At 41.6% G+C, this 25,693-nt stretch carries 24 protein-coding genes and 2 pseudogenes; 10 read left to right on the top strand and 16 right to left on the bottom strand.

Annotated features, from left to right (window positions below; all coding sequences use genetic code 11):
• Positions 1 to 795 precede the first annotated feature (795 nt).
• The gene (locus V7K79_RS01120; protein WP_335043907.1) at positions 796 to 2,067 is read right to left on the bottom strand and encodes an FGGY-family carbohydrate kinase; all 1,272 of its coding nucleotides are present in this window, start codon (positions 2,065 to 2,067) and stop codon (positions 796 to 798) included.
• A gap of 199 nt (positions 2,068 to 2,266) precedes the next feature.
• On the opposite strand from V7K79_RS01120, the gene psaM reads away from it, so the two are divergent.
• From psaM to V7K79_RS01090, 6 genes are all read left to right on the top strand, one after another.
• On the top strand, positions 2,267 to 2,356 hold the full coding sequence (psaM, locus tag V7K79_RS01115) for a photosystem I reaction center subunit XII (RefSeq protein ID WP_040630342.1): 90 nt from the start codon (positions 2,267 to 2,269) through the stop codon (positions 2,354 to 2,356).
• Positions 2,357 to 2,708: 352 nt separating this feature from the next.
• Positions 2,709 to 3,119, top strand: a complete 411-nt coding sequence (locus V7K79_RS01110) for a hypothetical protein (RefSeq protein WP_335043904.1) — start codon at positions 2,709 to 2,711, stop codon at positions 3,117 to 3,119.
• 738 nt (positions 3,120 to 3,857) lie between these two features.
• Entirely contained in the window at positions 3,858 to 4,037 is a 180-nt protein-coding gene (locus V7K79_RS01105; protein ID WP_335043902.1) for a hypothetical protein, read from the top strand.
• Between the two features lie 129 nt (positions 4,038 to 4,166).
• Positions 4,167 to 5,231, top strand: a complete 1,065-nt coding sequence (locus V7K79_RS01100; protein ID WP_335043900.1) for a DUF3326 domain-containing protein — start codon at positions 4,167 to 4,169, stop codon at positions 5,229 to 5,231.
• Between the two features lie 63 nt (positions 5,232 to 5,294).
• Entirely contained in the window at positions 5,295 to 5,891 is a 597-nt protein-coding gene (locus V7K79_RS01095; RefSeq protein ID WP_335043898.1) for a CPBP family intramembrane glutamic endopeptidase, read from the top strand.
• A gap of 657 nt (positions 5,892 to 6,548) precedes the next feature.
• Positions 6,549 to 7,169: a CP12 domain-containing protein gene (locus V7K79_RS01090; protein ID WP_335043895.1), complete on the top strand. Its 621-nt coding sequence runs from the start codon at positions 6,549 to 6,551 to the stop codon at positions 7,167 to 7,169.
• A gap of 384 nt (positions 7,170 to 7,553) precedes the next feature.
• Here V7K79_RS01090 and V7K79_RS01085 read toward each other — a convergent pair whose 3' ends face one another.
• The 6 genes from V7K79_RS01085 to V7K79_RS01060 all read right to left on the bottom strand — a co-directional run bounded on the left by V7K79_RS01085 (position 7,554) and on the right by V7K79_RS01060 (position 12,588).
• The gene (locus V7K79_RS01085; protein WP_335044128.1) at positions 7,554 to 8,669 is read right to left on the bottom strand and encodes an LptF/LptG family permease; all 1,116 of its coding nucleotides are present in this window, start codon (positions 8,667 to 8,669) and stop codon (positions 7,554 to 7,556) included.
• A gap of 219 nt (positions 8,670 to 8,888) precedes the next feature.
• Complete coding sequence (gene lptB / locus V7K79_RS01080; RefSeq protein ID WP_335043893.1) at positions 8,889 to 9,617, bottom strand: LPS export ABC transporter ATP-binding protein; 729 nt, start codon at positions 9,615 to 9,617, stop codon at positions 8,889 to 8,891.
• A gap of 31 nt (positions 9,618 to 9,648) precedes the next feature.
• Entirely contained in the window at positions 9,649 to 10,146 is a 498-nt protein-coding gene (locus V7K79_RS01075; RefSeq protein WP_335043891.1) for an LptA/OstA family protein, read from the bottom strand.
• A gap of 298 nt (positions 10,147 to 10,444) precedes the next feature.
• Positions 10,445 to 10,837: a DUF309 domain-containing protein gene (locus tag V7K79_RS01070; protein ID WP_335043888.1), complete on the bottom strand. Its 393-nt coding sequence runs from the start codon at positions 10,835 to 10,837 to the stop codon at positions 10,445 to 10,447.
• Complete coding sequence (locus tag V7K79_RS01065) at positions 10,834 to 11,199, bottom strand: ferredoxin thioredoxin reductase catalytic beta subunit (RefSeq protein WP_335044127.1); 366 nt, start codon at positions 11,197 to 11,199, stop codon at positions 10,834 to 10,836. The genes V7K79_RS01070 and V7K79_RS01065 overlap by 4 nt, the downstream gene beginning before the upstream one ends.
• Before the next feature lie 207 nt (positions 11,200 to 11,406).
• On the bottom strand, positions 11,407 to 12,588 hold the full coding sequence (locus V7K79_RS01060) for a DUF58 domain-containing protein (RefSeq protein ID WP_335043886.1): 1,182 nt from the start codon (positions 12,586 to 12,588) through the stop codon (positions 11,407 to 11,409).
• A gap of 188 nt (positions 12,589 to 12,776) precedes the next feature.
• Between V7K79_RS01060 and V7K79_RS01055 the strand changes: the two genes are divergently transcribed.
• Entirely contained in the window at positions 12,777 to 13,220 is a 444-nt protein-coding gene (locus tag V7K79_RS01055; protein WP_335043884.1) for a DUF29 domain-containing protein, read from the top strand.
• A 276-nt stretch (positions 13,221 to 13,496) separates the two neighbouring features.
• On the opposite strand, the gene V7K79_RS01050 is transcribed toward V7K79_RS01055, so the two are convergent.
• Together V7K79_RS01050 and V7K79_RS01045 are read right to left on the bottom strand one after the other, a co-directional pair.
• Positions 13,497 to 14,084, bottom strand: coding sequence for a Uma2 family endonuclease (locus V7K79_RS01050; protein ID WP_335043882.1), 588 nt, complete (start codon positions 14,082 to 14,084; stop codon positions 13,497 to 13,499).
• A 296-nt stretch (positions 14,085 to 14,380) separates the two neighbouring features.
• Positions 14,381 to 14,641, bottom strand: coding sequence for a DUF2281 domain-containing protein (locus tag V7K79_RS01045; RefSeq protein ID WP_335043880.1), 261 nt, complete (start codon positions 14,639 to 14,641; stop codon positions 14,381 to 14,383).
• Positions 14,642 to 14,930: 289 nt separating this feature from the next.
• Here V7K79_RS01045 and V7K79_RS01040 point away from each other — a divergent pair, with 289 nt between their 5' ends.
• On the top strand, positions 14,931 to 16,157 hold the full coding sequence (locus tag V7K79_RS01040; protein ID WP_335043877.1) for an AAA family ATPase: 1,227 nt from the start codon (positions 14,931 to 14,933) through the stop codon (positions 16,155 to 16,157).
• A gap of 132 nt (positions 16,158 to 16,289) precedes the next feature.
• Here the strand turns inward: V7K79_RS01040 and typA are convergent, their stop codons facing one another.
• Complete coding sequence (gene typA, locus V7K79_RS01035; protein WP_335043876.1) at positions 16,290 to 18,080, bottom strand: translational GTPase TypA; 1,791 nt, start codon at positions 18,078 to 18,080, stop codon at positions 16,290 to 16,292.
• Between the two features lie 465 nt (positions 18,081 to 18,545).
• On the opposite strand from typA, the pseudogene V7K79_RS01030 reads away from it, so the two are divergent.
• Positions 18,546 to 19,475: pseudogene (locus V7K79_RS01030) on the top strand (hemerythrin domain-containing protein); the annotation flags it as partial.
• A gap of 81 nt (positions 19,476 to 19,556) precedes the next feature.
• Here the strand turns inward: V7K79_RS01030 and V7K79_RS01025 are convergent.
• From V7K79_RS01025 to V7K79_RS01000, 6 genes are all read right to left on the bottom strand, one after another.
• Positions 19,557 to 20,741: a M20 family metallopeptidase gene (locus tag V7K79_RS01025; protein WP_335043874.1), complete on the bottom strand. Its 1,185-nt coding sequence runs from the start codon at positions 20,739 to 20,741 to the stop codon at positions 19,557 to 19,559.
• A 234-nt stretch (positions 20,742 to 20,975) separates the two neighbouring features.
• Positions 20,976 to 21,539, bottom strand: a complete 564-nt coding sequence (locus V7K79_RS01020; protein WP_335043873.1) for a pentapeptide repeat-containing protein — start codon at positions 21,537 to 21,539, stop codon at positions 20,976 to 20,978.
• 361 nt (positions 21,540 to 21,900) lie between these two features.
• Entirely contained in the window at positions 21,901 to 23,661 is a 1,761-nt protein-coding gene (locus V7K79_RS01015; protein ID WP_335043871.1) for a serine/threonine protein kinase, read from the bottom strand.
• A gap of 228 nt (positions 23,662 to 23,889) precedes the next feature.
• Entirely contained in the window at positions 23,890 to 24,078 is a 189-nt protein-coding gene (rpsU, locus tag V7K79_RS01010) for a 30S ribosomal protein S21 (RefSeq protein ID WP_012407716.1), read from the bottom strand.
• A gap of 240 nt (positions 24,079 to 24,318) precedes the next feature.
• Positions 24,319 to 24,648, bottom strand: a complete 330-nt coding sequence (locus V7K79_RS01005; RefSeq protein WP_335043870.1) for an RNA recognition motif domain-containing protein — start codon at positions 24,646 to 24,648, stop codon at positions 24,319 to 24,321.
• A gap of 44 nt (positions 24,649 to 24,692) precedes the next feature.
• On the bottom strand, positions 24,693 to 24,881 hold the full coding sequence (locus V7K79_RS01000) for a hypothetical protein (protein ID WP_335043868.1): 189 nt from the start codon (positions 24,879 to 24,881) through the stop codon (positions 24,693 to 24,695).
• A gap of 598 nt (positions 24,882 to 25,479) precedes the next feature.
• On the opposite strand from V7K79_RS01000, the pseudogene V7K79_RS00995 reads away from it, so the two are divergent.
• Positions 25,480 to 25,590 (top strand): annotated as a pseudogene (locus V7K79_RS00995) (hypothetical protein); the annotation flags it as partial.
• Positions 25,591 to 25,693 lie beyond the last annotated feature (103 nt).

The raw sequence follows: 25,693 nt of genomic DNA, 5'->3' as shown, positions 1-25,693 counted from the left end.
CTAGATTAATCTGTAGTTTGTAAATCAATTAGAAAAAAATTGCTTAGTCTTGTTATCAAAAGAATACTTCTCATTACTAAGCTTTTTCTTCTATCTAGTGAACAAGTTTAGGCAGATAAAGTATCGTTTCCTATGAAGTTTGCTAGTAATAAAAAATACAAAACTGAAGTTTCTCGCTCCTGATAAAATCAAAAGCGAGAAATTTGGTGTGTGCCTGTATGCTGCAGGCAGTTACTTTGTATTTTTTGTTACTAGTAAACTTTACATAAAATCATACTTTATCTGCCTGAACTTGTTCACTAGACAGAAGAAAAAGTTTAGTAAAAAAAGTATTTTTTTGAAGAGAACATTAAATCATTCTCTTCTCTCTAGTTGATTCACAAACTAGAGACTTTTTTTAACTTATAAAATTACACAAGGTATAAATTTCGCTGTAAAAGCTTTGAAAGATTTTGCTGCTGAAATACCCGATTTGCTATTGCTATATGTCATGATACCTAAGATGGACAGATACGAATAATTTAGCTTTATTTTTTTAGTGAAAGCTTGTTGCGATCGCCTTAATACAACCATTCTCTTAGCGACGCTAGGCTAGTTATAAATTACACCAATAATTAGTAAAGGGGACAGATGACATTCGCTTGCTGCGAAGCACCCATCCCCGAATAGCTGCCCAGATAATTAACCTGGAATCTATAATCCGGTATCTATTCATCCTAGTATCGCCCGAGATATGTCGATTGTCACTGGGATAGATACTGATTTAGAAATATCTACAAAAAGATAGTTACACAATTACTCTTTTAATTTTTCCTTCCATCCTCCCATTGCCAATAGTGCTGTGCCGTAAGCAGCTTCTGTATACACTGACGATAGTACAGGAATCTGCAAATTACGCGCCCTAATCGTAGTCCAAGTATCATTCGCCGCGCCACCGCCAGCAGTATAAACACGGCTCAATTTATCTGCTCCCATTTTTTGTAATAATTCATACCCTCGCGCTTCGATGCGGGCAAGGCTTTCTAATAACCCATGTAAAAATTCCACTGGATTATCCGGGCGTGGTGACAATCGTGGCGGTAGATTAGGATCGTTAATCGGAAAGCGATCGCCTACCTTCAACAATGGATAATAATCTAACTCGCTAGCTTTTGATGCATCAATCTCCTGGCTAAGGCTTTCTAACTCAGCGTTTGTGAAAAATTGCTTAAGTACTGCACCTCCAGTATTGGAAGCACCACCAGTCAGCCACAAATCTCCCAAGCGATGGCTGTAAATTCCATATCTGGCATCTTCTACACGGGTATGACTTAGCAACTTTAGTACCAATGTTGAACCAAGGGAAGTCACGGCTTCACCAGGTAATTTTGCCCCACTGGCAATAAAAGCGGCAATACTATCAGTTGTACCAGCACACACCACACAATCACGGCGCAAACCGAACTTATCCGCAATTTCAGGACGCAATTTGGCAATCGGAGTACCAGGAGTTAAAACTTTGGGTAACTGAATCGGTATTTGCAAATTTTCTAGCCATTCTGGGTATTTCAACTCTTCTACGTCATAACCCAGCTTTAAAGCATTATGGTAATCGCTAATACCCAACTGTCCATGTAACAGAAACGCCAGCCAATCTGCTTGATGCAAAAAATATTTAGCTTTGCTAAAAGAGGGTAATTGCCTCATCCACAAAAGTTTGGCCAGGCTGGATGTGGCACTTAAGACAGTATGATTAAGGGGTGCGATACTCTTCAAATGCTCTAGCACCAACGATCCCCGCGCATCGTTATATAACAATGGTGCATCTGTTAGATTGCCAGCAGCATCAACCAGTAAGACGGTGGAAGAAGTGCCATTAATTGCGATCGCTTTAATTTCTCGCCGCAACTCTTCAGGTATTTGTTCCACCAACGCAAACAAAACTTCCTGCCAAATTTTTGGCGTAACGGCATCTGATGAGTCGTGGAAGGAATATCGTATCTCAGTCTGAATAGAAGAGGCTTCCTCGTCAATTACCACACCGCGTCCACCAGATGTGCCGAAGTCGATGCCCAAATATAAATTCATTATTTTTATAAATTTTTTAATGGAGAATAAATAAGAACTACTGACTAATAACTGCTTTTGTTGCATCTTGTAACAAGATATTCCACAATTCTGGCAAAACAAGGAAAAGTAGTAAACGAACTGTTCAAAATCTATTCAGATTAGGAGGTTTTCAGCCATGCCTATCTTAGATACTCTGTACATTGCTCAGATATCTTCCATCTCAGATACTCAAGTCTACATCGCTCTAGTTGTAGCCTTGATCCCAGGAGTTCTAGCTTGGCGATTAGCCACAGAACTTTACAAATAAGGCTCTGATGTGACACAGTAAAAAAACTAATAATCCTGGCAGTACGGGGTGCAATTTCCAGACTTTATGGGTTTATGTCATAAGTATCTAGAACCCTTGCACTTACGTAAGCCAGGTTATTTTTTAACTGGTACAACACTTGTAGCTATTTCAAAAAAATGAAGTAATATGACAGCTAAATCAAGCATTCAGGAGTGCTGAGTGCTTGATTCAGTTCCAAGTATTGAGTGCTGAGTGCTGAGTGAGATTTCCAACTCAGCACGGGCTAACCCCCCGCTACTGCTAACAAAACTCATAACTTAGCACTCTTGATAGTGCTTCCCTTCACTAAGCGAGGTTATTTTTTAGCATCATGAACGCGATTCAACCCTCCAGACCACCGTTACAACCTATACAAAAACGCCGGATCGTTTCTCGACCAAAGCGGCATCTTCGTCAACGTTCTTACCAAGTGATGGCACTGGAGAGCACAGCCAAAATAGCGGTCAATCTTGTGATTACAGCCGTTGCAGCATCTGCTTTAACACAACTGTTGCCTTATCATTGGTTACAGCAAGAAAAATTGCGAGAAATAAGTACTGAGGTCAAGCTGATGGAAGGACATGTCAATGATTTGCGGGCGGAATTTAACCGTAACTTCGATCCGCAAGAAGCTAAAGTTATTAGGCAACGACAAGGATACCGATTCGATCCCAGCCAGCGTCAGATTGTGTTGATGAATCAAGATCGCCGAGAAGATGAACAAACAGACTCATTACCCTAAGATAAATTGCAAATTTGGGATTATTTAGATTTATTGTGATTCAGCCTACGTATAAAACCGGGTGTTAATTTATATTATTGCTAATAAGTAATGGTTAATAGCTAGTTTTTGAATAGCTATGTAGTTCTCATCTATTAGTCGTTAGCAATACAGCGTCGCTTCGCTCCAATCCAAAATTCAAAATTCAAAATTCAAAAGAAAGAATCTACTTTTTGAATCTTGAATTTACAAAAAGAACTAATCTACCAACTAGGACGCTGATTCAGATAGCAGCTCGTTTAGCCAGTTTTCGAGTTGTAAACGTAAGCGGCAACCAGTAATATCCTTTTGACAAAATTCTTCTAACAAGGCACGTTTTATATTAGCAGGTGAGAGTTGGTGATTCTTTTCTCAATTTCTGCTCATCGGGAGTCTGTGTTCAATCACACCCCCTCTTTTTTCTTTTTTGTCGGCTCGTTATTCTAAATTTTAGTATTGATAAATACTTACTTATACATTACCAAATCTGATAAATTACATAAGTATTTCAGCGCAACTGATATTAGCTATAGGACTCATATTTGATTTTTGAAAAAAACTCAGTACACCTTTATTCCTTCTTCCTAGTCCACAATCCCCATTACCCCTTATCCCCAGAGGGGGCCCCACCTTCCCCAGTCCCCGGTCTTTACGAGTAATTCTCCGAATCAAATCGGATTGCTATATTCTAGAAATTACAAATCAACAGGATTTACCAAGATGACGACTCATTTTATTACCGCAGAAATTGATTTACAAGAAACTCCGGCAGAATTACTAGAAGAAATTGAAACAGAGTTGAAGAAACAAGGGGAACCCCTGCGTTGGGCAATTACCTCTGTGGACGTTGAGGAACAAAAAGCTACAGTTGAAGCCGTAGTGACTACAGTTAATAGTTAGGAGAAGAGACGCGACGCCAGTTGCTCCCTGCAACGCGCTGGCTCATTAATCGCGCCTGTACAAGAGTTAGGATTTGATGGCTTGTGATTCATAAACTCATCACTCATAACTCAGGACTCATAACTTACAATGAATCGTCCATACACTGCTATCTTAATTGTACCAACTGGCGTTGGGGCTACCATTGGGGGTTATGCAGGAGATGCTTTACCTGTTGCCAAAGTTATAGCACAGGTTTGCGATCGCCTAATTACTCACCCCAATGTCCTGAATGGCGCGAGTTTGTATTGGAATCTTCCCAACGCTTTATATGTTGAAGGTTACGGACTTGACAAATTCGCCTCTGGATGGTGGGGTTTGCGTCCAGTCCGCAGCAACAAAGTAGGTTTGCTTTTAGACCAAGGCATTGAGCCAGAGTTGCGACTACGACATATACAAGCAGCAGATGCAGTCAGAGCAACTCTAGGATTGACATTAACAGACTATGTAATTACAGATGCACCCTTAAATGTAGAATTACGGACTACAGCATCGGGAGTGAGTTGGGGAACAATTGGCAACCCGGATAGTTTGTTACGAGCAGGTGAGATATTAATTAAAAAAGCGGGGGCAGAAGCGATCGCGGTTGTTGCCCGTTTCCCCGATGATATGGATCTGGAGGCAGTACAAAAATATCGCCACGGTGAAGGCGTAGATCCTTTAGCAGGTGCAGAAGCCGTAATTAGCCACTTGCTAGTGCGAACCTTTCAAATTCCTTGCGCTCATTCTCCCGCCCTTTTGAGCGAACCTCCACAACCTGATTTATCACCCCGTTCCGCCGCCGAAGAATTGGGCTATACCTTTTTGCCGTGCGTCCTTGTCGGATTAAGTCGTGCCCCACAATTTATAGTAGAGAGAGGAGCAATAGGATCGCAGCAAGAAGATATTTGGGTAGATGAAGTAGATGCTGCAATCTTACCTGCAACTGCCTGTGGTAGCAGTGCTTTACTAAGTTTAAGCCAAAGACGATGTCAAATAATTACAGTAGAAGAAAATAAAACTCTCATAGAAGTTCCTCCTCAACCGCTGGGGATCAAATCCATACGCGTAAACTCATATTTAGAAGCAGTAGGTGTATTGGTAGCACACAAAGCAGGCATCAATCCCTCCGCTCTCCGTCCCAAATTATTACCTTTGCAGTCAATTAGTCATTAGTCATTGGTTATTAATTCTCCTTCTACCTCCCCACCCTTCACTCCCCACTCTCTCTAAAAACCTGTGATTGAACAACAAAAACAAGAGCCAGAAATTCCATACCTGACGCGTATCCAAATACTTGGGGCGATGGGAGTCACTGCAATTATTTTATTGCTAGTCGCCAAACTTTCGTTATATTTTGGTAACTTTTCACTATTTTCTTGGGACTGGAACCAAAAAGAGTTGCTGTTAGGTGTAGGGTTGGGGTTCCTTATAACTGCGTTAAGTGGCTTCACTTATCGCCTATGGACTGCCTATCGTAAAAGTGCAGATTATTACTTACAAATGGTACTGAAGCCTTTAACCTTACCAGATTTAATTTGGCTGGGGTTGCTACCAGGATTGAGTGAAGAATTGTTATTTAGAGGTGTGATTTTACCAGCTTTAGGCTCCGATCTGACAGCTGTAATTGTATCCAGTTTTTGCTTCGGCATTTTGCATTTTAGCGGTTCCCAACAATGGCCTTATGTAATTTGGGCAACGATTATCGGGATGATATTGGCGTATAGTGCCCTGCTCACGGGCAACTTGTTAGTACCGATTGTTGCTCATATTATTACCAATTGGATTTCTAGCTATTTTTGGAAAATACGGCAATTTTCGGCAATTAAAAAATAAATAGAATTCAGGAGTCAGGAGTCAGAATAAAGCCATTAATTCTCTACGACTGGTGGATGAATAAGGGGGTTTAAGACCCCCGCTAAATTGAAAATTTAGTGGTCTACAATTAGCGCAAAGTTGAGCCAGTCGCAAGGGAAAGGGTTTCCCGACTTGGGCGTTAGCGAAGCGGTAGCGACGCAGGAGCGTCACTGGCGTTCAGCAGAGGTTTCCGACGCTTGCGGACTCGCTCTAAGCGAACGCAAGTGCGTCTTGTCGCGCAGGCTTTACGCTGCGCCAACGGATAGCGCAGCCCGCCGCAGGCATCTGACGGCAGTTCCTTTAAGCGGGGGAACCCCGCCAACAGACTGCCTTAACTTTGTAAAAGAGTGGTAGGTCTGAATCCCCTACTTTCTTGTTCTGATTCCTGTTAGCGGATAGCTAGGGTTTAGCCCATTCTGACTTCTGGATTCTTCTTCAACACAATTTATGCTTAGTTTTTGGGTATTGGTTACATTGGATAACATCAGAATTTGACAACTGGTCTAATTTATTGTTGTAGCTGGGCAAAAGTTCAACTTTTTTACTTTCTAGTTAACCAACTGTGCGTTGCAATGGCTTCGATACGTCCATGAGGGCGCTGTGCTGCACCGAACTATAAACCAGGAGACTACAGCAATGATGAAAGCTGAAGATATTATGACTAAAGATGTAGTTACCATTCGCGGTTCGGCAACTGTTGCTGAAGCGGTGGGGCTAATGAAGGATAAAGGATTGCGGGCGCTGGTTGTGGATCGTCGCTATGACAATGATGCTTATGGCATTGTCACAGAAACGGATATTGTTTATAAGATAACAGCCTACGGGAAAGATCCAAAGCAAGTGCGGGTTTATGAAATTATGAGCAAGCCCTGCATTGTAGTTAATCCTGATTTGGGTGTGGAATATGTAGCGCGGTTATTTGCTAATACTGGTATTCATCGCGCACCTGTAATTCAAGGTAAGCTGTTGGGCATCATCTCGATTACCGACATTTTGACTAAAAGCGACTTTGTGGAAGCGCCAAAAGCGCTACTGCTGGAGGAGAGAATTCAAAAAGCAATTGAGCAGGCTCGTGCTATTTGCACTGAACAAGGCGCTTATTCTAAACGCTGTGCATCTGCCTGGGATGAGGTAGAAGAACTTCAAGCAGAAGCAGCTCATCAGAAAGCTGAGGGTATGGTATCAGCTAAAGTATCTTTTGAAGAATACTGTAAGGAAAATCCTAATGCACCAGAATGTCGAAATTATCATCCGTAATTGAAGTGGAGGGATGAGGGAGAAATCAATTCAAAGTTCAAAATTCAAAATTGTACCCTTACAGGGAAGCAAGCTAGCAAGAGCGTCTCGTAGAGAAGAAAAAGACTGGGGGACAAGGATAAGAAGGACAAGAAGAAATTTCTCCCTTGTCTTTCCCACTAATACCATTTCACGAAAACCCTGAAATATAGCAGGAGGCAGGAGGCAGGAGGCAGAAGGCAGGAGGCAGAAGGCAGGAGGTAAAACATTACTATTCCTAACATCCACGCTTTCAAGATGTCCTAACCTTTAATTCGCTTGCTATATATGCTAGGTTTCACTTTTTGAATGCGTGAATTTTGAATACGTGAATTTTGAATTGGTATAAGCCTTGTCTCCCTCAATTTACCGTTTGGCAACTCGCATCAATAAGAATAAACCTATTCCCAAAAAAACAAAGTTGGGCAACCAAGCTCCCATAAAAGGAGAGAGGACACCTGCTTGGGCGATCGCCCCACTAATAAAGAAAACTAAGTAGTACGAAAATATAACTAGGACACTAATCCCAAAGCTTGTACCTCTCCCTGTCCGCTGGGGTATGCTTCCCATCGCTGCGCCTACCAAGCCAAAAACCACGCATACAAAAGGTAAAGAGATTTTTTGTTGAATCCGCACTTCAAGTTTACGAATTTTTTGGCGATCGCCACCGAGATTTTCCACTTCTAGTTGCTGTAGTGCTTCCGAAATATTCATCTCACCGTAGTCTCGGCTTTTTTCTGCCAAACTTAATGGCGTGCGCGGTAGTTGCAGTTGTTGATGTTCAAATCTGACGATGTTGCGATAAGAGCGATCGGCGGCGACAAAATAGATTGTGCCGTTGTAAAAATCCCAAACATTTTGAGAAGGATTCCACCGAGCAGATTCTGATACCACAATTTGATTCAGATTTTTTGTTGAGCGATCTATAATTGTCAACCCTGTCATCCGCTTACCATCAAATTGGTCGGCGTAAAACAAGCGTGTCAATATCCGATTCTTAGAGCCATCCGGCTGAACAACATCTTGGTATTCAGGATAAAAAATATTTTGCTGTTTAAAAGTTGGCTTGTCTGATTTAAGCGCTTTATCCAGAGTCATCGCCGCTTGATAATTTGCTGCTGGTGCAATTTCTTCGTTAAACACAAATGTCATTACTGTGACTACAAGACTTAACATCACAGCAGTTAGCACCATACGATAAACACTGACGCCACAACCACGCAGGGCAATTAGTTCGCTCTCGCTAGAAAGACGACTGTAGGTCATCAAAGTAGCTAGCAGCGTAGACATGGGGAAAGCTAAAACAACAAAATTGGGAAATTTTAATAAAAAAACTTGAATAGCAATGTCTATGGGTAGCCCAGATTCGACAATTTTTCTGACGAGATCGAATACAGCATCAATGGTGACGCCAATTGATGAAAAAGCTCCGACACCAAAGAAAAACGGCGCTAACAACTCGCTGGCAAGATAGCGATCCATAATCGTAAAAGGCAGCAGCGAATAGAGATTGTTAAAAGACGTGAGCTTCTTTGATATCATAAGCAACTTTAAAATTTAAATATTAACAACTCTGGGAAAGCAAAGCATTTCCACTGTATTTACTATCAAAATTAAATACTTAATAGCTAAAAGCTAACTAATAAATTCATGCTGAAGAATCAAAAATCAAAATATCCTTTGAAATTATTAATAATTAATTTAGACTTGAAAATTATCCCCCAAATAATATTGCCGCACGAGAGAATTGCTGTAGAGTTCGTCAGCAGCACCAAAAGCAAGGATTTGTCCCTCACGCATGATGTAAGCGCGATCGGTGATCGCTAGGGTTTCACGGACATTATGATCTGTAATTAAGATTCCCATACCGCGATCGCGTAGTCGTGCTACGATTTGCTGAATTTCTGAGACTGCGATCGGATCAACTCCCGCAAATGGTTCATCCAAAAGTAAAAATTTTGGCCCTTCTCGTCCAGCAGCTAAAGACCTTGCTAATTCCGTCCGCCGTCGCTCACCACCAGAAAGTTGAATTCCTTTACTCCTAGCTAATTTTTCCAACCGAAACTCCCGCAGTAAAGTTCTGAGTCGCATTGACCACTCCCATCGTGGCACATTAGTTTGTTCTAGCACTAACAGAATATTATCCTCTACCGAGAGTTGGCGAAAAACACTTGCTTCTTGTGCTAGGTAGCCAATACCCAGCCGTGCCCTTTCATGCATTGGCATTCCCGTCACGTCTACATTACCCAGCCAGACTTTTCCTATATTGGGTTTTTCTAAACCTGTAGCAATGTAAAAGGTTGTGGTTTTACCAGCCCCATTGGGGCCTAGTAAACCAACAACTTCGCCTTGAGCCACAGAAAGGTTGACACGATTGACAATTACTCGCTTGCCGTAAGATTTATGAATATTCTCTAAAACAATTTTCACTCTGGAAGCTACCCTTTATTAGTGGTCAATGCTAATTAGAAGGCTTCAAAGGTGGTGTCTTTGGGGCAGGTGTCGCAGTTTGTCCATCATTATCTGATTCCTGCACCATGTAGATGGACTCTACCTGACGATTGGATTGGGGTAAAGCAACAAATCGCCCTTCATCAATTAAATAGGTTACTTTCTCCGCCCGCATACTGTTACCGCCCTTTTGTAAAATATAAACATTGCCACTAAAATCAATTCGGCGTTCTTTACTAAAATACTGTGCTTGGGCAGCCGTTGCCTGAAGTTGGCGAGCCGGATACAACATTTGCACATTACCGCGAGCGGTGACTACTTGATTTTTTGCGTCATATTCTTGCACATCAGCGCGGATAGTCAGGGGACGATTTGCCTGAGATGTTTGTGCAGTAGCGGTTTGCACTTGGGTAGGGAAGGCAAAAGCGCCCAAAAGTGCAGCTGGCAGCATTAAAGCTAATCCAAAGCGACGTATTTGGGATAAGGGCAATTGATAGCAGGGCATCATAGCAATTGGGGATTTAGGATTTCAGCTTGCATTCTAATTATCTCAAGTACTTTATCCAGATATGAAATATACAATCTGGAGTGATTTCCGATAACTACTGACTGAAATAGTGACGCTACCCCCAACCTCAAGGTTTCAGGTAATTGACATTTGAGTGAAAATAACGTATACAGCAATACTCTTTTTTTAACCAAGATGCGACGGGCAGCTTGCTTCCACGTAGTGGCACGGGAAACTTTTAGCTAGATGAATTGTGCCTACCAGAGATTTCGGACAACGCAATAATTTCACCAGATGTCTAATCAGTAGTCAGCACAATTTCAGGCAAAGATAAGACTTGATTTTCACCCAACTCACCAGATGTAATTTTGTCTGGCCCTATTTGTTGTAAAGTCGTCAACAAAACTGCGCTCTGACTCAATAGCTCATCTACGTCAATGCCGCTGTAAGTAGATGGGTAGCGGCGTAGGCGATTGCTGCCTTCTCCCAGTAGAATTACAGCACCTCGCCAGTTCCGATTCTCCAAATGATATAGTGCCACAGCAATTTGGAGAATTCCTTGATAAAAGGTTTTTTCCGGTTCGCCAGCTTCAATCCACAAAGCTTCTAAAGTGTCATGACAAGCGTAGAACTGTCCAGAATTGAACAGTTCTACGCCTTGCCAAAACTCTTGGGGAATGATTTCGCTCATCCCATGCTGTCTCGAACTTCTTTGATTGTGTCCAGAGAAATTTCTTGTTTTTCTCCAGCAAACTCATTGTCAGGAGTAAGGAATAACATACAATGACACTCTTTGCGTTCTCTCATTGGCACACAAGGACAGTTCCAATATGTGGCGTGAATCTCAGCTTCTTTATCTTCGTAATGGCGACAAGGACATAAAGGCGCACCCAATTCGTCTTTATGTTTGGCTAGTCCTTCAATCACAACTGCGGTGACAGAAGGCTCAGAACAAAAGTATGTTCCAGTACGCTTGGCGTATTGTTCAGAAAAATGCCGCATTGCCTCTAGGCTTTTATCGCTGGATTTTGTGTTATGTTCTGATGTGATCATGTCGCTCATAATTTAAATATTTCTTTGCATTGTACCTCAGCCTCACTAAGGGATTACTGGGTGTATTTCCCCAACCTTATTTGTTCAAATTATTTTAACCTTTGCTCAAAGGCTGATATATCTAGTGTACTGGGATCAGAGAAAATCCTAGAAATCACAGAGGCTTAACTTGTTAGCAGCATTTTAAATTATAAAATTTGAATTGATTTATGAATGTAATGTTTTTTGTAGTTGGGGTTGCAGTGGGAGTAGGCGTAGCCCATCGGAGACATCGCTTTGTAAAACTATACCAGGGTGTTCCCAATTGATTACCTGTTGTTCTGCTGGTGAGGAAATATTTGGCCACAAAACCCAGCGGCTACCTTGAGGAAGAGTAGCAAGGCTCAAAGGGTTTTGAGTCAGCCAAATCAAAGGATAGCTTTTAGGAACTACTGAACTAGCATCCTCAAGGGCAGTGGTTGCTGCTAAGGTTTCTAGAACAAAGCGATCGCCTTTGATTAAATTTGTTGATGCTGTCCACAATTGCACCTGTAATTGTTGTTGCTGTGCATAAAAATACAGTGATGCTGCGGCAATTACTGCTTGTTCAAAGTTTTCTTCTTCCCAATTGCTAGCACTGTCTAGCGCAATAACAATTTCTTGTCCACCTGTTACCATTTCCAACTCTCGCACCCTTAATTCGCCATAACGGGCGCTAGTCCGCCAGTGAATTAGACGAGTGGGATCTCCTAAACGGTAAGGACGGAGCGATCGCACTAGCCCTGTTGTTGCTGTCTGCAACGGTCTACCACGAGGATCGCCCCTTTTGCTTTCTTCTTGTCCCATTTCGTCTACTAGGGGGCAGGTAGCCAAGGGTAACACTGTCGGATAGACAATCGCTGTGGCAGCACAATCACGCTGACGGCGACACCAGAATAACCCCAAAGGCGCACCAGAAGCAAGTTCTACTGTATGCCAGCGATAAACACCCCGGCGCTGAGTTGGGTGGTAATATACCCAACGGTAACTACCTCGGCTAGGAATTGTTTCGATGGCCTTTTGTACTGATTTCCCTAAAACGAAGGGCAGTATATCTTCAACTTGCAATAAGCTTATAGGCTGCTGTGTCTGATTGCAGATTTCTAATTCCACCGTTAAATCATCGCCTGCTGACACAGGTTGCATGGGACGACGGGTGATAGATAGATTTGTGAGCGATCGCGGCGGTAAGATGGCTGCTACACCCAAAAGGGCAAAACTGATGCCGCTAATAGCATAAAGCCAGCCAGCCATCGTATTGATACCTGCGCCAAAAAAACAAATAGCCGTTGCTGCTAGTACCCAACCGCCATAAGTAGGAGCACTGGCGCGGGTTTCTAAAAAATTGGTGATGGGTTTGATAATTTTCATGTTTCTTTTTTAACCCAACATCACCCAAAATTCACAGTGTTTTAGGATTTGGGAATTGTTTGGCAATATCTACGATGGGCAACACCTACGCGCAGATTTTTTAAACGTATAAGATTTAGAACAAAGGGATATTATAAATTTGTAATTGTGTACGATTAAATTATGGAATGTAAGTAGAAGGTAAAGATATGACAATTATTACAAACTTAAAAAAGCTTTATGAAAGCGATGAGAATTTATGCTTAGAAGAAACTATTGAATTATTAAAACAAAAACAGTTTAACCAACTTGATCTAGAAAACTTAATTGAGGAATTAATCAGTTTGGCTAAAATAGATTTAGCTAAAGCCAAAAGTTTTTTAAGGCAAATTATTATTCATACAATGTTACTCGAATATTGGCAGGTAGAATATGAAATAAACTTTCGTCATTGGATTGGAGAAATTAAAACTTTTAGATATGACTTAAATAATCATCTCACCACTAATCTAATGAATAAATTACAGGATGATTTAGAAAATATTTATCAAAGTGCAGTTGATTTTGTGGAAGTTAAAACCGATTTAAAGATTTTTCCAGAAAAATGTCCTTACACTTTTGCACAATTATTAGATAGCAATTATTGGCCTTAAATATATCAGTTTGCTCTGATTTTTGTGAAATCAAAATCGTGCTGTAAATCTACGCTGCTAATAAAGCAATCGCGCTTGGCTAAAAAACTTTTAGTTGGATTCTTCAAAAAGAGACGGAAAGTTACAACGACCACTTACAACCCGTATAAGCTTGATACTATCCCCTAATAATCTGTAGAAAATACCCTGCTTTTTCGTTCAGTTAGGATTTACTTAGGAAAAACAGTAAGTCATATTTACACAAGATGCAGATTTTTTGGTGATTGTGAGTTGCTGTCAAACTTTCCTCTGTAACCAAGCAAAGACTTCATTAACAGAAAGCGTCAAATTCAAATCTTCTAACACTGGTAATATATCTTGTCCTAATAACAAATCTGGTAAAGAATTAGGCTGATAAACTAAAATACAACGTTCACTTGGATCAATCAACCATCCTAGCTGACTGCCATTTCTCAAACAGTGTAAAATATTTCCAGTTACTTTAGTTTGACTTTGAGCCGGAGAAAGAATTTCAATTACCCAAGCGGGTGCAAAATCAATACCACTGCTGATAATTTCACTGTTTTCATCTAGTGGGAGTTGATTGGTAGAAATAACAACCACATCAGGAACTACTGAACGATTACCGCAGGTACAGCGCAATTCAGGAAAGGCTTCGTAGTTACTGCCCAACGCATCAATCACTGTAACTAAACGTTTTTGCAATAAACTGTGTTTACCCCCTCCCATAGGTTTCTGAATTGCCTCTCCATTAATATATTCCCAAGCTGGTGACTGCTCTATGTATGGAAGTTTTAAGAATTCTTCTAGAGTCGTGATTTCTGGAACTGTAATTTTTCCTTGCGTCAACCCAATATTTTTCATAATTCGGATCATAAGTAAAAGCGGGTCAGTCCTTGGAACAAGTAGTTTTTCAACAAATCAGCTTTCACAATATTCACTTTCCTTGCGTTTAGCTTTACGAACCGAAATAATCTCGATTATGTTGTTGTGTTGGGCTGCTGGCGTTGAGCAACCTGAATTAACAACCTCAATGCGTCATTTACCGCTTCATTGTTGGGAAAAGCTTGGGCAACAACGCATCACTGCAATTTCATAAGCATTGTGCTGAGATTGAGTGCGATCAACTAAACACAATAAGACTCCTGCATCGCACAGGATCATAGCTCTAGCCCTTGTTGCCGATACTTGTTAAGTAGGAGTTGCTGATAGTTGCTGACTGGTTCAGGTAGAGATACATCTAGGCAATCCACAGCATCAAACCATTGTGACCATTTTCCCACAAGCGTTTCATCAGGCTGACTCTCAGCAATTTTAACTTGATGTTTGTGGATAACAAAATCAATGAAGTCGGTAACTTCTTGCAGCAGTGGTTCCGAAAGTTGCTGCAACTTTGCGATCGCAGTTTCACGAATAGTCATGGAAATAATCCTTTTTCAGTCCTCTTCATTTTTACTCAAGGATTTGACTAAATGCACGGCAAGGGTGATCGCTTTCTGTAAGAGTGCCTGCTGGCTAGTGAAGTGATCGCGCAGGTCATCAAGCAAGTATTTTTATCTGGCTCCATATATAACTTTGTAAGAGCCAGGAGTGCTGTGTATTATGAAATTATGAAACTGTGGTGGAAGAGTAATTATACGGTTTGCTAAGTATAATTTGTTAAATATTATAAATTATAACCTTTACGTTTACTAATTCTCAAAAATTGCGATGTACATACACAATTTCCGTGTTCGGAATTACATGATTCATAAAGACACATCAATTCGGTTGCAGCCATTAAGTGTCTTGGTTGGCCCTAATGGAGGCGGTAAATCTGCTCTCTTTGATGCAATGCTTAATTTTTCAATGCTGTCACGCGGCAATATCCAGCAGGCATTTGGCCCTTATCCATACTCTTACATATCTACAATTTATCGCGGATCTAATAATCTCACTAGAATTGGTTTTGAAATTACCATGTCTGAAACTCAAGCCTCAGACATCTCCTATAGCTATGAGATTGATTATGCTCAAACAGATAATAGCCTTCGAGCAACATTTCTGATTTTTCAAGAAAAGCTAACACGCAAGCCCGATAATAAAGTTTTGTTTGATCGTGGAGATGGAGTAAATGAGATTACACAGTTCTTACAGCTTGAAAATGACCGTAGCCTATTCTCTGCACTGCGTCTCTATTCTTCAAGTAATCATTCAAGCCTTGATTCTTCCCTTGTATATCTTACACAGCAAATTAGCCGCTTCAATAAGTTCCGCCTTGATCCGTCTACCTTATCAGCTCCAAGCAGGTTGCCAGATTTAAATAATGAACAGCCAACCATACCCCCACGAATTGGCTATCTTGGTGAGGATTTAGCAGCTACTCTCTATTTTCTGGTAGAGACACAGCATCCATCCTACTCAGCTATATGCGACAAAATCCGGGAATTAGTTCCAGAATTTGATGGTTTTATTTTTAATACAGTTGGAACAGATAGAGTTGCCTTTTCAATTCAGTATACCGATCAAAGAGAGAGTGTTCCTTCGGTGCGTCTTTCATCTGGAATGTTAATCTACATTGGTTTAATTGTCCTGGTTTTAACGCCTAACCGTCCTCCAGTACTTATGATTGAAGAACCAGAGAATGGATTAACTCCTCAAGCTCTAAAAGTATTCTATCAAGCTGTACGTAGCCTAGCATTTAACGAAAATCCAGAGCAAAGAAGCCAAGTCTTATTATCGTCTCATAGCCCATTCGTAATTTGTGAAGCATGGAACGGGGAAGACAGAGATTTCATTTATCAAGTGAAAGTTAAAAAAGGTCAAGCACTGGTTCGTAAATTTTCAACACTAATTGACGAGCAAGAAATTCATCTTGCAAAAGATAATGATGGCCAACGAACAAGTTTAAGTTTAAAAAATGCTGAGGAAATTATGTCTGGCTATTTGTCAATTTAGAAAATTCCCAACACTGTACTGAACCGAACGAATGAAAGAGGCTAGTGTTGAGTTCAAGATTACCTACCGCCGAACTCACAAACAAAAAAAGCCCGCATCTGCGGGCTTTTTAAATCAATTAAATAAATTTATTTACCGTTTTGCCAACTTCTTCGACATCTTCCGCAGACGAATTGATTGGGGTGTAACTTCCACCAATTCATCAGGGCCAATGTATTCCAAAGCACGTTCTAGGCTCATGTCTATCGGTGCTTGCAATTGAACTAGTTCATCGCCACCAGCAGCCCGGTGGTTTGTCAACTGCTTGGTTTTACAGATATTCAATTCCAAATCTTGCGGACGATTATGTTCGCCTACAATCATGCCTCTGTAAACCTTTGTACCAGGAACAATAAAGAATGCTCCTCTATCTTCGGCGTTTCTCATGGCGTAGAAGGTAGAAACGCCTTCTTCAAAGGAGATTAAAACACCTTTGTTACGGGCTTCAATGTCGCCACTGAGTTGACGGTAGTCTAAGAAACTGTGGTTCATGATGCCTTCGCCACGAGTCATCCGCATGAATTCACCCCGGAAACCAATCAAACCACGGGCGGGTATGACAAATTCTAGTTGAGTGCGATCGCCACTACTTGGTTGCATATCTTGCATTTCGCCTTTGCGTTGTCCCAAGCGCTCAATACAGCTACCCACACCATCAACAGGAATGTCTAACACCAAAAGTTCGTAAGGTTCGCAAGGTTGACCGTTGACTTCGCGGTAAATTACCTGTGGCTGAGATACCTGAAACTCGAAGCCTTCCCGGCGCATGGTTTCAATTAAGATACCCAGGTGGAGTTCTCCACGACCGGAAACGAGGAATTTATCGGGAGAATCAGTTTCTTCAACGCGCAAAGCCACGTTGGTTTCAAGTTCGCGGAATAGGCGATCGCGCACTTGTCTTGATGTCACCAATTTACCTTCTTGACCAGCAAAGGGTGAATCATTTACCCAGAAGGTCATTTGCAAGGTTGGTTCATCCACTTTAATTAGTGGTAAAGCTTGGGGTTCATTGGGGTCAGTAATTGTTTCTCCAATATAAGCATCAGCGAAACCAGCCACCGCCACAATATAACCTGCGGTGGCTTCTTCCATTTCCACCCGTTTTAAACCTTCAAAGCCCATCAACTTGGTAATTTTGCCCTTGACAATAGTGCCATTTTCTGTAACCAAAGCTGCTTGTTGTCCAGCACGGATAGTACCATTGTGAATTCTACCAATCACAATCCGTCCCAGATATTCAGAATAATCTAGGGTTGTGACTTGTAATTGCAGAGGCTTGTTGCGATCGCCCACTGGTGATGGAACGTGTTTCAGAATCGCGTTAAACAAAGGTTGCATATCTATCGATTCTGCTTCCAAAGTTTCCTTGGCGAAACCTCCCATCCCGGAGGCGAACAGATAAGAAAAATCACACTGGTCTTCATCTGCCCCTAATTCCAAGAACAGATCCAAGACTTTATCAACTGCAACGTGGGGGTCAGCCTGACCGCGATCAATTTTGTTGATTACAACGATGGGACGCAACCCCTTTTCCAAAGCTTTTTTCAAAACAAAGCGTGTTTGGGGCATGGGGCCTTCATTGGCATCGACAATCAGAAGACATCCGTCAACCATGCCGAGTACTCGTTCAACTTCGCCACCAAAGTCAGCGTGTCCAGGAGTATCAACAATATTAATTAGTGTTTCTTTGTAGCGAACCGCCGTATTTTTGGACAGGATAGTAATACCCCGTTCCCGTTCTAGGGCGTTGGAGTCCATAACGCAATCCGGAACGTCTTCGCCTTCGCGGAAAATGCCGGATTGTTTGAGGAGTGCGTCAACCAGTGTGGTTTTGCCGTGGTCAACGTGGGCGATAATGGCGACGTTGCGAATTGGGAGCGTCATAGAAGCTTTTGGTGAACTTTAGAGGGGGTTTATAAGATTTACATTTGAATGCTAGGCTGTTTTAACAGAATTGAGAATAATCGGCAAATTCTGTAAAGAACCTTTAATAATTTTAGCGTAATCGTCACAATTGCGGGGAGTTTTGTTAACCCCATAGTGAAGATGTGTGGTAATTACCACCTTAATAAGGTAGAAAAAGCTTCTGTGGCAAACAGATGTTACCTGAAGGGCTGTATTGCTTTTGAGAATTACGGTTGATTAGCGTAGAAGAATTTGTAATTAGAAATGCTTTGGTGAAAAGTAGAATTTTTGAATAATAAAGATGAAGTTACTGGCTACTAAAAGTCAAGTTATTTCATGTTTGAGATCGAAAAGCAGCGATTGCCAAGCTTTATTTTTATTGACTAGAATAGAGTAGGTATATCTACAAAAATATTATCGCTTTTGACACAAGGACTTGATGCCGACATTGCCGATCGCATCCGAAATTTTATCAATGACGATCAAAAAAATCTTGGTATTCTAGAAACCATAGTTGGTCAGTATGGTATTCAAGCTGAACCCAAAAAAAATGTTACATAATTTATTGAAAAGGCTCGGCAAATGTTCAAAAGTTCTGAGTTGAGCCTTTATGAAAAAGTATCTCAACATGAATTGCTAAAACATCAATTAGTAATGAGTGGCTTGATAGTTCACAAAGCTGCTCAAAAAGTTGGTGCTGATGTATTGCTAGCGATCGCACCTTTGAATACGATTAACTTTGAGAACCGCGCTCACCAAGAGCAACTCAAAGGCATTCTGGAAATTCTGGGTGTCCGCGAACTCACCGGACTAGATGCAGTTCAAGGAATTTGGGCACGTGTTCAAGACGCTTTGGCCGCAGTCAGTAGTGTGGTAAGTAGTGCTGTTACCCAAAACAGCGACAAAAAGGATCTGAATATCCAAGATGTTATCCGCCTCGATCACAACAAAGTAAGTACCCTGTTCACCGAACTAATACAAAGCAATGATCCACAAAAGATCCAAGAGTACTTCGGTCAAATTTACAAGGATTTAACTGCCCACGCTGAAGCTGAAGAAGAAGTTGTCTATCCAAAAGTACGTCCTTTCTACGGTCAAGACAACACTCAAGAATTGTTTGACGAGCAAGCTGAGATGAAGCGAGTGTTAGACCAAATTAAGGCTATCAGCCCTTCTTCATCTGAATTCAAAGATCAAGTTAAACAGCTTATGGAAGCTGTTGGCGACCACATTCGTCAAGAAGAAAGCACAATGTTTACTGCTATTCGTAACAACTTGAGCACTGAGCAAAGTGAGCAACTGGCGACTGAATTCAAAGCCGCTAAGACCCGAATTCAAGAGAAATTGGGCGTTGTTAGCGAATCCAATGTGTAGGATGCTTTCGAGCTTTCTATATCAGCTAAAAAAAGTTAGTTAAACAAAAACTCCCAGCACATCAGCGCTGGGAGTTTTTGTTTAAGAATTTTGCTGACAGTATTTATAAGCGGCATAAGCCATAGTTACAACGCCGGTGATAATGGCAGATTCATCGACTTCAAATTGGGGATGGTGTAATGGGTGATTAACAATTCTTTCTTTGTAGCCTACACCCAAGCGAAACATGGAACCAGGGACGTGTTCCAAATAAATAGAAAAATCTTCAGATCCAAGGGAAGATTCGGGTAAGACTTGAACGCGATCGCTACTCCAAGCTTCTTCGGCGGCTGATTGTAACAATTGCGTCAAGGCATAATCATTTTGGACGCTGGGTACACCTTGGCGATAATTGACTTGATACTTTGCCCCGTAGGTATGGCAAACATTAGATACAATGTTTTCAATCCAGTTTGGGAGCTGGGCACGAGTTTCGGGATGGAGCGATCGCACAGTTCCCAATAACTGCACTTTATCAGCAATTACATTCGGCGCTCTGCCACCATTAAATTTCCCTATGCTCAAGACTAAAGGACGCAAAGGATTTTGTGTCCGGCTGATGGCTTGTTGCAGTGCAGTAATCACTTGGCAAGCAATCCAAATTGCATCAATTGCCTCATGGGGACGCGCTCCGTGCCCAGATTCTCCCATAATCAGAATCTCTAAATCATCAGCAGCGGCTGTTAATGCCCCGTAACGCACACCAATAGAGCCTGCGGGTATAGAAGGGAAAACATGAACCCCTAATAAAGCTGAGACGTTTTCCATCGCTCCATCTTTCACCATCCAGCTTGCCCCTTGAGCAATTTCCTCAGCTGGCTGAAATAAAAACCGCACTTTGCCACCCAACTCCTGTGCCACTTGGGACAGCACCATTGCCGTTCCTAACCCCACTGTGGTATGAACATCGTGACCGCAAGCGTGCATAATACCATTTACACGAGAGGCATATTCTAAATTAGTGCCCTCTTGAATTGGCAAGGCATCCATATCAGTGCGAATTGCCAATAAACGGTCATTTTGGCTAGTGCCTTGGATTTCTCCAATCACACCCGTTTTACCAACTCCCTCTTGTACGTGCAGCCCACTAGAAGACAAAACACCAGCTACGAAGGCTGCTGTTTGGTACTCCTGACCGCTAAGTTCTGGGTGAGAGTGGATGTGGCGGCGAATTTCAATTAAGCGGGGCGCTAGTTTTGCTGCTAAGTCTTTAATACGGGTAAGCATCGATTTAATTCATCTATAGGCTTTTTTCCCATGATAAAGAAATGTTAACAAACAAAATGCTCTTTGCCATACAAGGATAGTTGAGAATAAGCAGAGGAGCAGGGGAGTAGGGGAGACGAGGAGACTTGGGGACAAGGGGGACAAGAGGTGAGAATTTGCGACAAGTCTTTCTCTTTGTCTCTAAATCCTCTTCCCAATGCCCAATGCCCAGCGCCCGATTTTTTACTCCCCAGTTTATTTTGAATAGCAGGTTGTGCCTAGAGTATTTTCGGGTTTGAACTGGTTACATTCTCTGGGATTTTGCCGCTCTAACGACCAGCCATAAGGTTTGTCAGAGGTGACGACACCATTAGCTAGAGTTGTTAGTCGGAAGTTTGCCCCCCGAAAATTAGTAAACTCCAATTTGGCATCTTTTAAGTTTGTTGCTTCTAAATTGGCACTGATGAAACCGGCATAAGATAAATCAGCATTTTCCAGCGACGCTGATTTCAAATTTGCTCCAGTTAAGGAAGCGCCACTGAGATTGACTGAATTTAGAATCGCACCTTCTAAATTTGCACCAGTGAGATCGGCATTTGTGAGATTAGCTTGAGATAATGTAGCGGCGCTCAAGTCAGCCCCTCGTAAATTTGCTCCAGTTAAATTCAGCTTACTTAGGTCAGCACCACTCAAATTACACCGAGGACAAGCACTTGTTGCTTTTAACTGATCCAAGTCTAGCTGATTTAATGCAAGAGCCTGCTCTGCAAACCCTAAACAAGCTAATAAAGAGACGGTGGCAATAATCTTAAATTTCATATTTTTTACTGATATTTACAAAAATGACAAGTTACGAACATTACGTATTGCCATCCTTACATATACTGCTTCTATAAGGAAGTACAGGCATGAAGCATTGATTAAGAAGCTGTAAAAATAGTATAAATTATAATATTAAGGCTACTCAAACACAAATATAAGCTATAGAATCAAATCGTAAGGAACTATACCGAACCAATTATAGACTACCAAATATGTGATCCCCCTAGCTCGATATAAAAAACGACTAGGGGGATCTTGTTTTTAGGCATTGGGCATGGGGAATGGGGCATTGAATCTTCAATTTTGAATTTTGAATTTTGAATTTTGAATTTTGAATTGATTTCTCCCCTGCCCTTCTTCATCGCCATCCTAAAAGGCGCAGTCCAGGGACAATTAGGTAATAACTCACTCCTAACCAAAAGCTAGTAAAGAAGCCTACAAAGCCAAAAAAAGTCAAAGGCAAGTATAACTCTGACCAAGCTGGTTGACTGGTAAATTGGAAAATCGCAGGTACTAACTTCAAAAGAATCAAAACTGCATAGGCGATCGCACTACCAAAGGCCGCGAACACCGCGTACACTAAATGATGGCTGCGAAGTCCTAAACTCAAGGTGAGTAGGCAAACTGCCACTAAAATCACTGCCACTAAGCCCTCGCCGCTATCTTTTGGGGTGATTAATTGCAAAATTAACCAGCCGAAGCCATAGCTAATCATGCCCATCAGGGAAGCCACTAAAAACCGTCGCCGTTGACCAAAGCACCCGGATACTGTCAGTCCCCATGCGGTTCCCCAACCTGCGGCGACGAACACCAAAATATCTGCACCGAAGACGGGTTGAGTATTTGGCACTAATTGGTTGAGTTGACTCCCAATAAATTCCACAACTTGACGCCCCAAGCTGGTGCGATAAGCCAAAATAAAACCAGCGATCGCACCGAAACAAGCGCCGATACTACTCAAGATCATTGCCCAAATCGTCGCCAAACAAGCTTGGAAAATTTTGATGATTGTCTGAGCGATAAAAATAACAGTTTTGGTGAGAACTCGGCTAAAGTTAGCTAAAACTTGTTCAATAGCTTGTGTTAGCAGTGTAAGTCTCTGGGAAGCTTGCGTTGAAGCTTGCTTAAATTTGTCTCGCAGTTGAGCGAATACTCCTGCTGGCGGTGATGGTTGAGAAATCTTTGCCAAACGTTTTTGAATTATAGCTGCATTTGCTGGACGCGATCGCACATCCTCCTGCACCATCTCATCCAGCAAATCTGCTAGTTGCGGGTTGACATTCACCACAGTTCGCCAGCGCAATTTACCCGTTTGGTGATCTTCTAACTCTAGCGGGTATTTGCCTGTTAGTAGTTCAATCACCGTTCGACCAAGCGCATAAAAATCGGCACTTGGCCCAACAACACCTCCAATCACTTGTTCTGGTGGACTGTAGCCAGAAGAAAATAACCGCGTGGAACTAGACACAGAACGCAGCTTAGAGGCACTAAATTGTTTTGCGCCACCAAAATCAATTAGTACCACGCGATCGCCCTCTGTTTGTCCTTGAGACGCAGTTACAGATGGCGAAGATGTACCCAGCATTAAATTAGAAGGTTTGATATCTCGATGCAGAATTTGACGTTTGTGTAATTCTTGTAAAATCTGCACAGCTTGGGCAAACCAGTTTAAAACTAAATCCTCTGGACACCCTTGGGGAAACTTTTTTAATATCTCCTCTAAAGTCTGCCCATTGATTTTTTCCATTACCAGACATGGCAATTGGTGCGGTTTGGGGTTAAACAGTTGTACCTGAAAATAACCATCGTTATCGACTGTGGGAACACCTGGATGCTGCAAGCTAGATAAAACTGCTGCTTCTTGGGTAAATAATTCCAGTGCCTTGGGCGAATCTTCTACCAATACTTTCAACACTTTCTCTGTTTGAGTTTTTTCATCCCAAACTGTGTAGATTTGAGCAAATCCTCCGGATCCCAAGGGCTGAAGTGGAACATAGCGGTCTAACAACTCTAGCGGTGCGCCACAGCTGTTGCAAAATTTGTTTCCCCAAGGCTGAGGATAAGGACGTTGACAATCAGGATTTATGCAGTGAACCGCACTCTGAGTGATGTGGGACACAACCGCTACAATACAAAGGCTGAGTCGATTTTAGCGTTTCTTTAGGTTTCCTGATTTGAAAATAGACAAAAGGAAAACCCTCATAAAATTTATGAGGGCGTTCGTTTACATTTACAACAGAATTCAAAGAAGCTGAAGTACACAAGCTAAGTCTCAAAGCAAGGTATAAAGCCTGTTTGATTTCTGAATTCTAAATTCTGACTCCTGAATTCTGCTGTATGTCAGCCCTTAATTACGAAAACTTCTCTTACTTTGTCTGTGCTTGGCAACTTCCTTGCGCTTGCGTTTTTCTAAGGGTGTTTCAAAATGACGATGCTTTCTCATGTCTGGAAAAATTCCCGCCTTGGAAACTTCTCGTTTAAATCGTCGTAAGGCTGACTCAATGTGTTCATTGTCACCTACAATTACTTGGGTCATTATTTCTCCTAACTAAGTTGACTTCATCAATAGACTTCTTGCAGAATTAGGGAAAAGGGTAAGGGGGAAAGGGAAAAGGAATAAAAAACCTTTCCCCTTTAACCTTTCCCCTTTTCCCACCTCTTGCAAAACTTACTTTTGCAAGAGGTCTAATGGCTATGCAGGCGTAACATTACAAAAAAAAGACAGACTTTTGTTTGTCTGACCTTAATACTCTTGGTAAGTTTTTTGTTTCCAAGATTAGTAGCGTCCGCCACGTCCACCGCCACCGCCACCGCCGTATCCTCCTCTGTTACCACCACCAAAGGAGCCTCTATCACCTCTGTCTTCCTTGGGTTTAGCCTTATTCACTTTCAGGTCACGACCCATCCACTCAGCACCGTCGAGAGCTTCAATGGCAGCAGTTTCTTCAGCTTCAGTTCCCATTTCCACAAAAGCAAAGCCGCGCGGACGACCTGTTTCCCGGTCAGTAGGTACTTGAACGCGCTTTACAGTACCATATTCTGCAAAAATACCACTTAAATCTTCTTGTGTAACGTCATAAGAGAGGTTACCTACATAAATTGACATCGATTCTCTCCAAAATCATCACTGTGTAGAGATTTTAATTTCTCTCAGAAGTCTGTAAATACTAAAAGGAAAAAGCCTTTCAATACTAAAACCAAAGACATCACCGAATTAACTCTCATAAATCTAGGATGACATACGAGCCAACTCTTTGCACCCAGTAGATAGTTAACCAGTGATGCGATCGCACTGAGCGATCGTCCGCCCCCACACACCCTAAGTACAGTCCACCGCAAAAAGGGGTTGTGAATGGAAGAAGATAAATTCTGTAGGGTGATATAGAAAATCAGACGTGCAGGGGCGCATCTTTAATATCCGAATTGAACGTTTGACTGCATTAACCATGAAGCATTACTTCAAAATTTTAATACGAAAGCCAAAGTCAGGCAACAAATATAAAACTATTGTGACTTGTACTTTTTGGGATAATCGCCTCTCAAACCAACTGTGATGCTTACAACGGCAAGCTACGCGAGTCTTTTTCTATGGTGCTAGCCTCTTTTTTGGAAAAAGGGAGTAAGTGGCGTAATCTCATGTTTGGCTAATTAACCCAAGTTGCAATGTTGTTAAATTGCCAAACATCACCTTTCCAAGCTGTCTTTGATTCAGCTTTGACAACTTAAGCGGTTCGATTGCCTAGTACCTGCAAACTTGCCTACAAGCCAAATAGAGAAAGTCTTTTATATCTCTTCATTTTTGCGGTTGGTTTAAAGCGATCGTCACATTCGGCTACTCTAGCTAATACCGACTGAACACGGTGGCTTTTTGGGTTATAAAATATACTTGTTTGCTTGTAAATAATTTATATGCTTATAGCGAACATACACCAACTATTTTCAATTAGCAGCAGCTTATGCTTTTGCATTTGCTAAGAACCATACATTTACAGATGGTAATATAAAAGGTAGCTTTCATCTTGATGGCTGCTTTTATTATATTAAATGAATATTCTTTAATAAGCTGCTACGCAGCTAAATTTAATAAACAGCATTACCTTTGTTTTTAATCTTACGCTCCCATTTAATAACAAGACCTCCTTCATTTAGCA

It is taken from the genome of Nostoc sp., from assembly GCF_036917575.1.
In the GTDB taxonomy this organism is placed as follows: domain Bacteria; phylum Cyanobacteriota; class Cyanobacteriia; order Cyanobacteriales; family Nostocaceae; genus Nostoc.
Note: the sequence above shows the minus strand (reverse complement) of the source record. Positions and strands in the feature narration are given on the sequence as shown.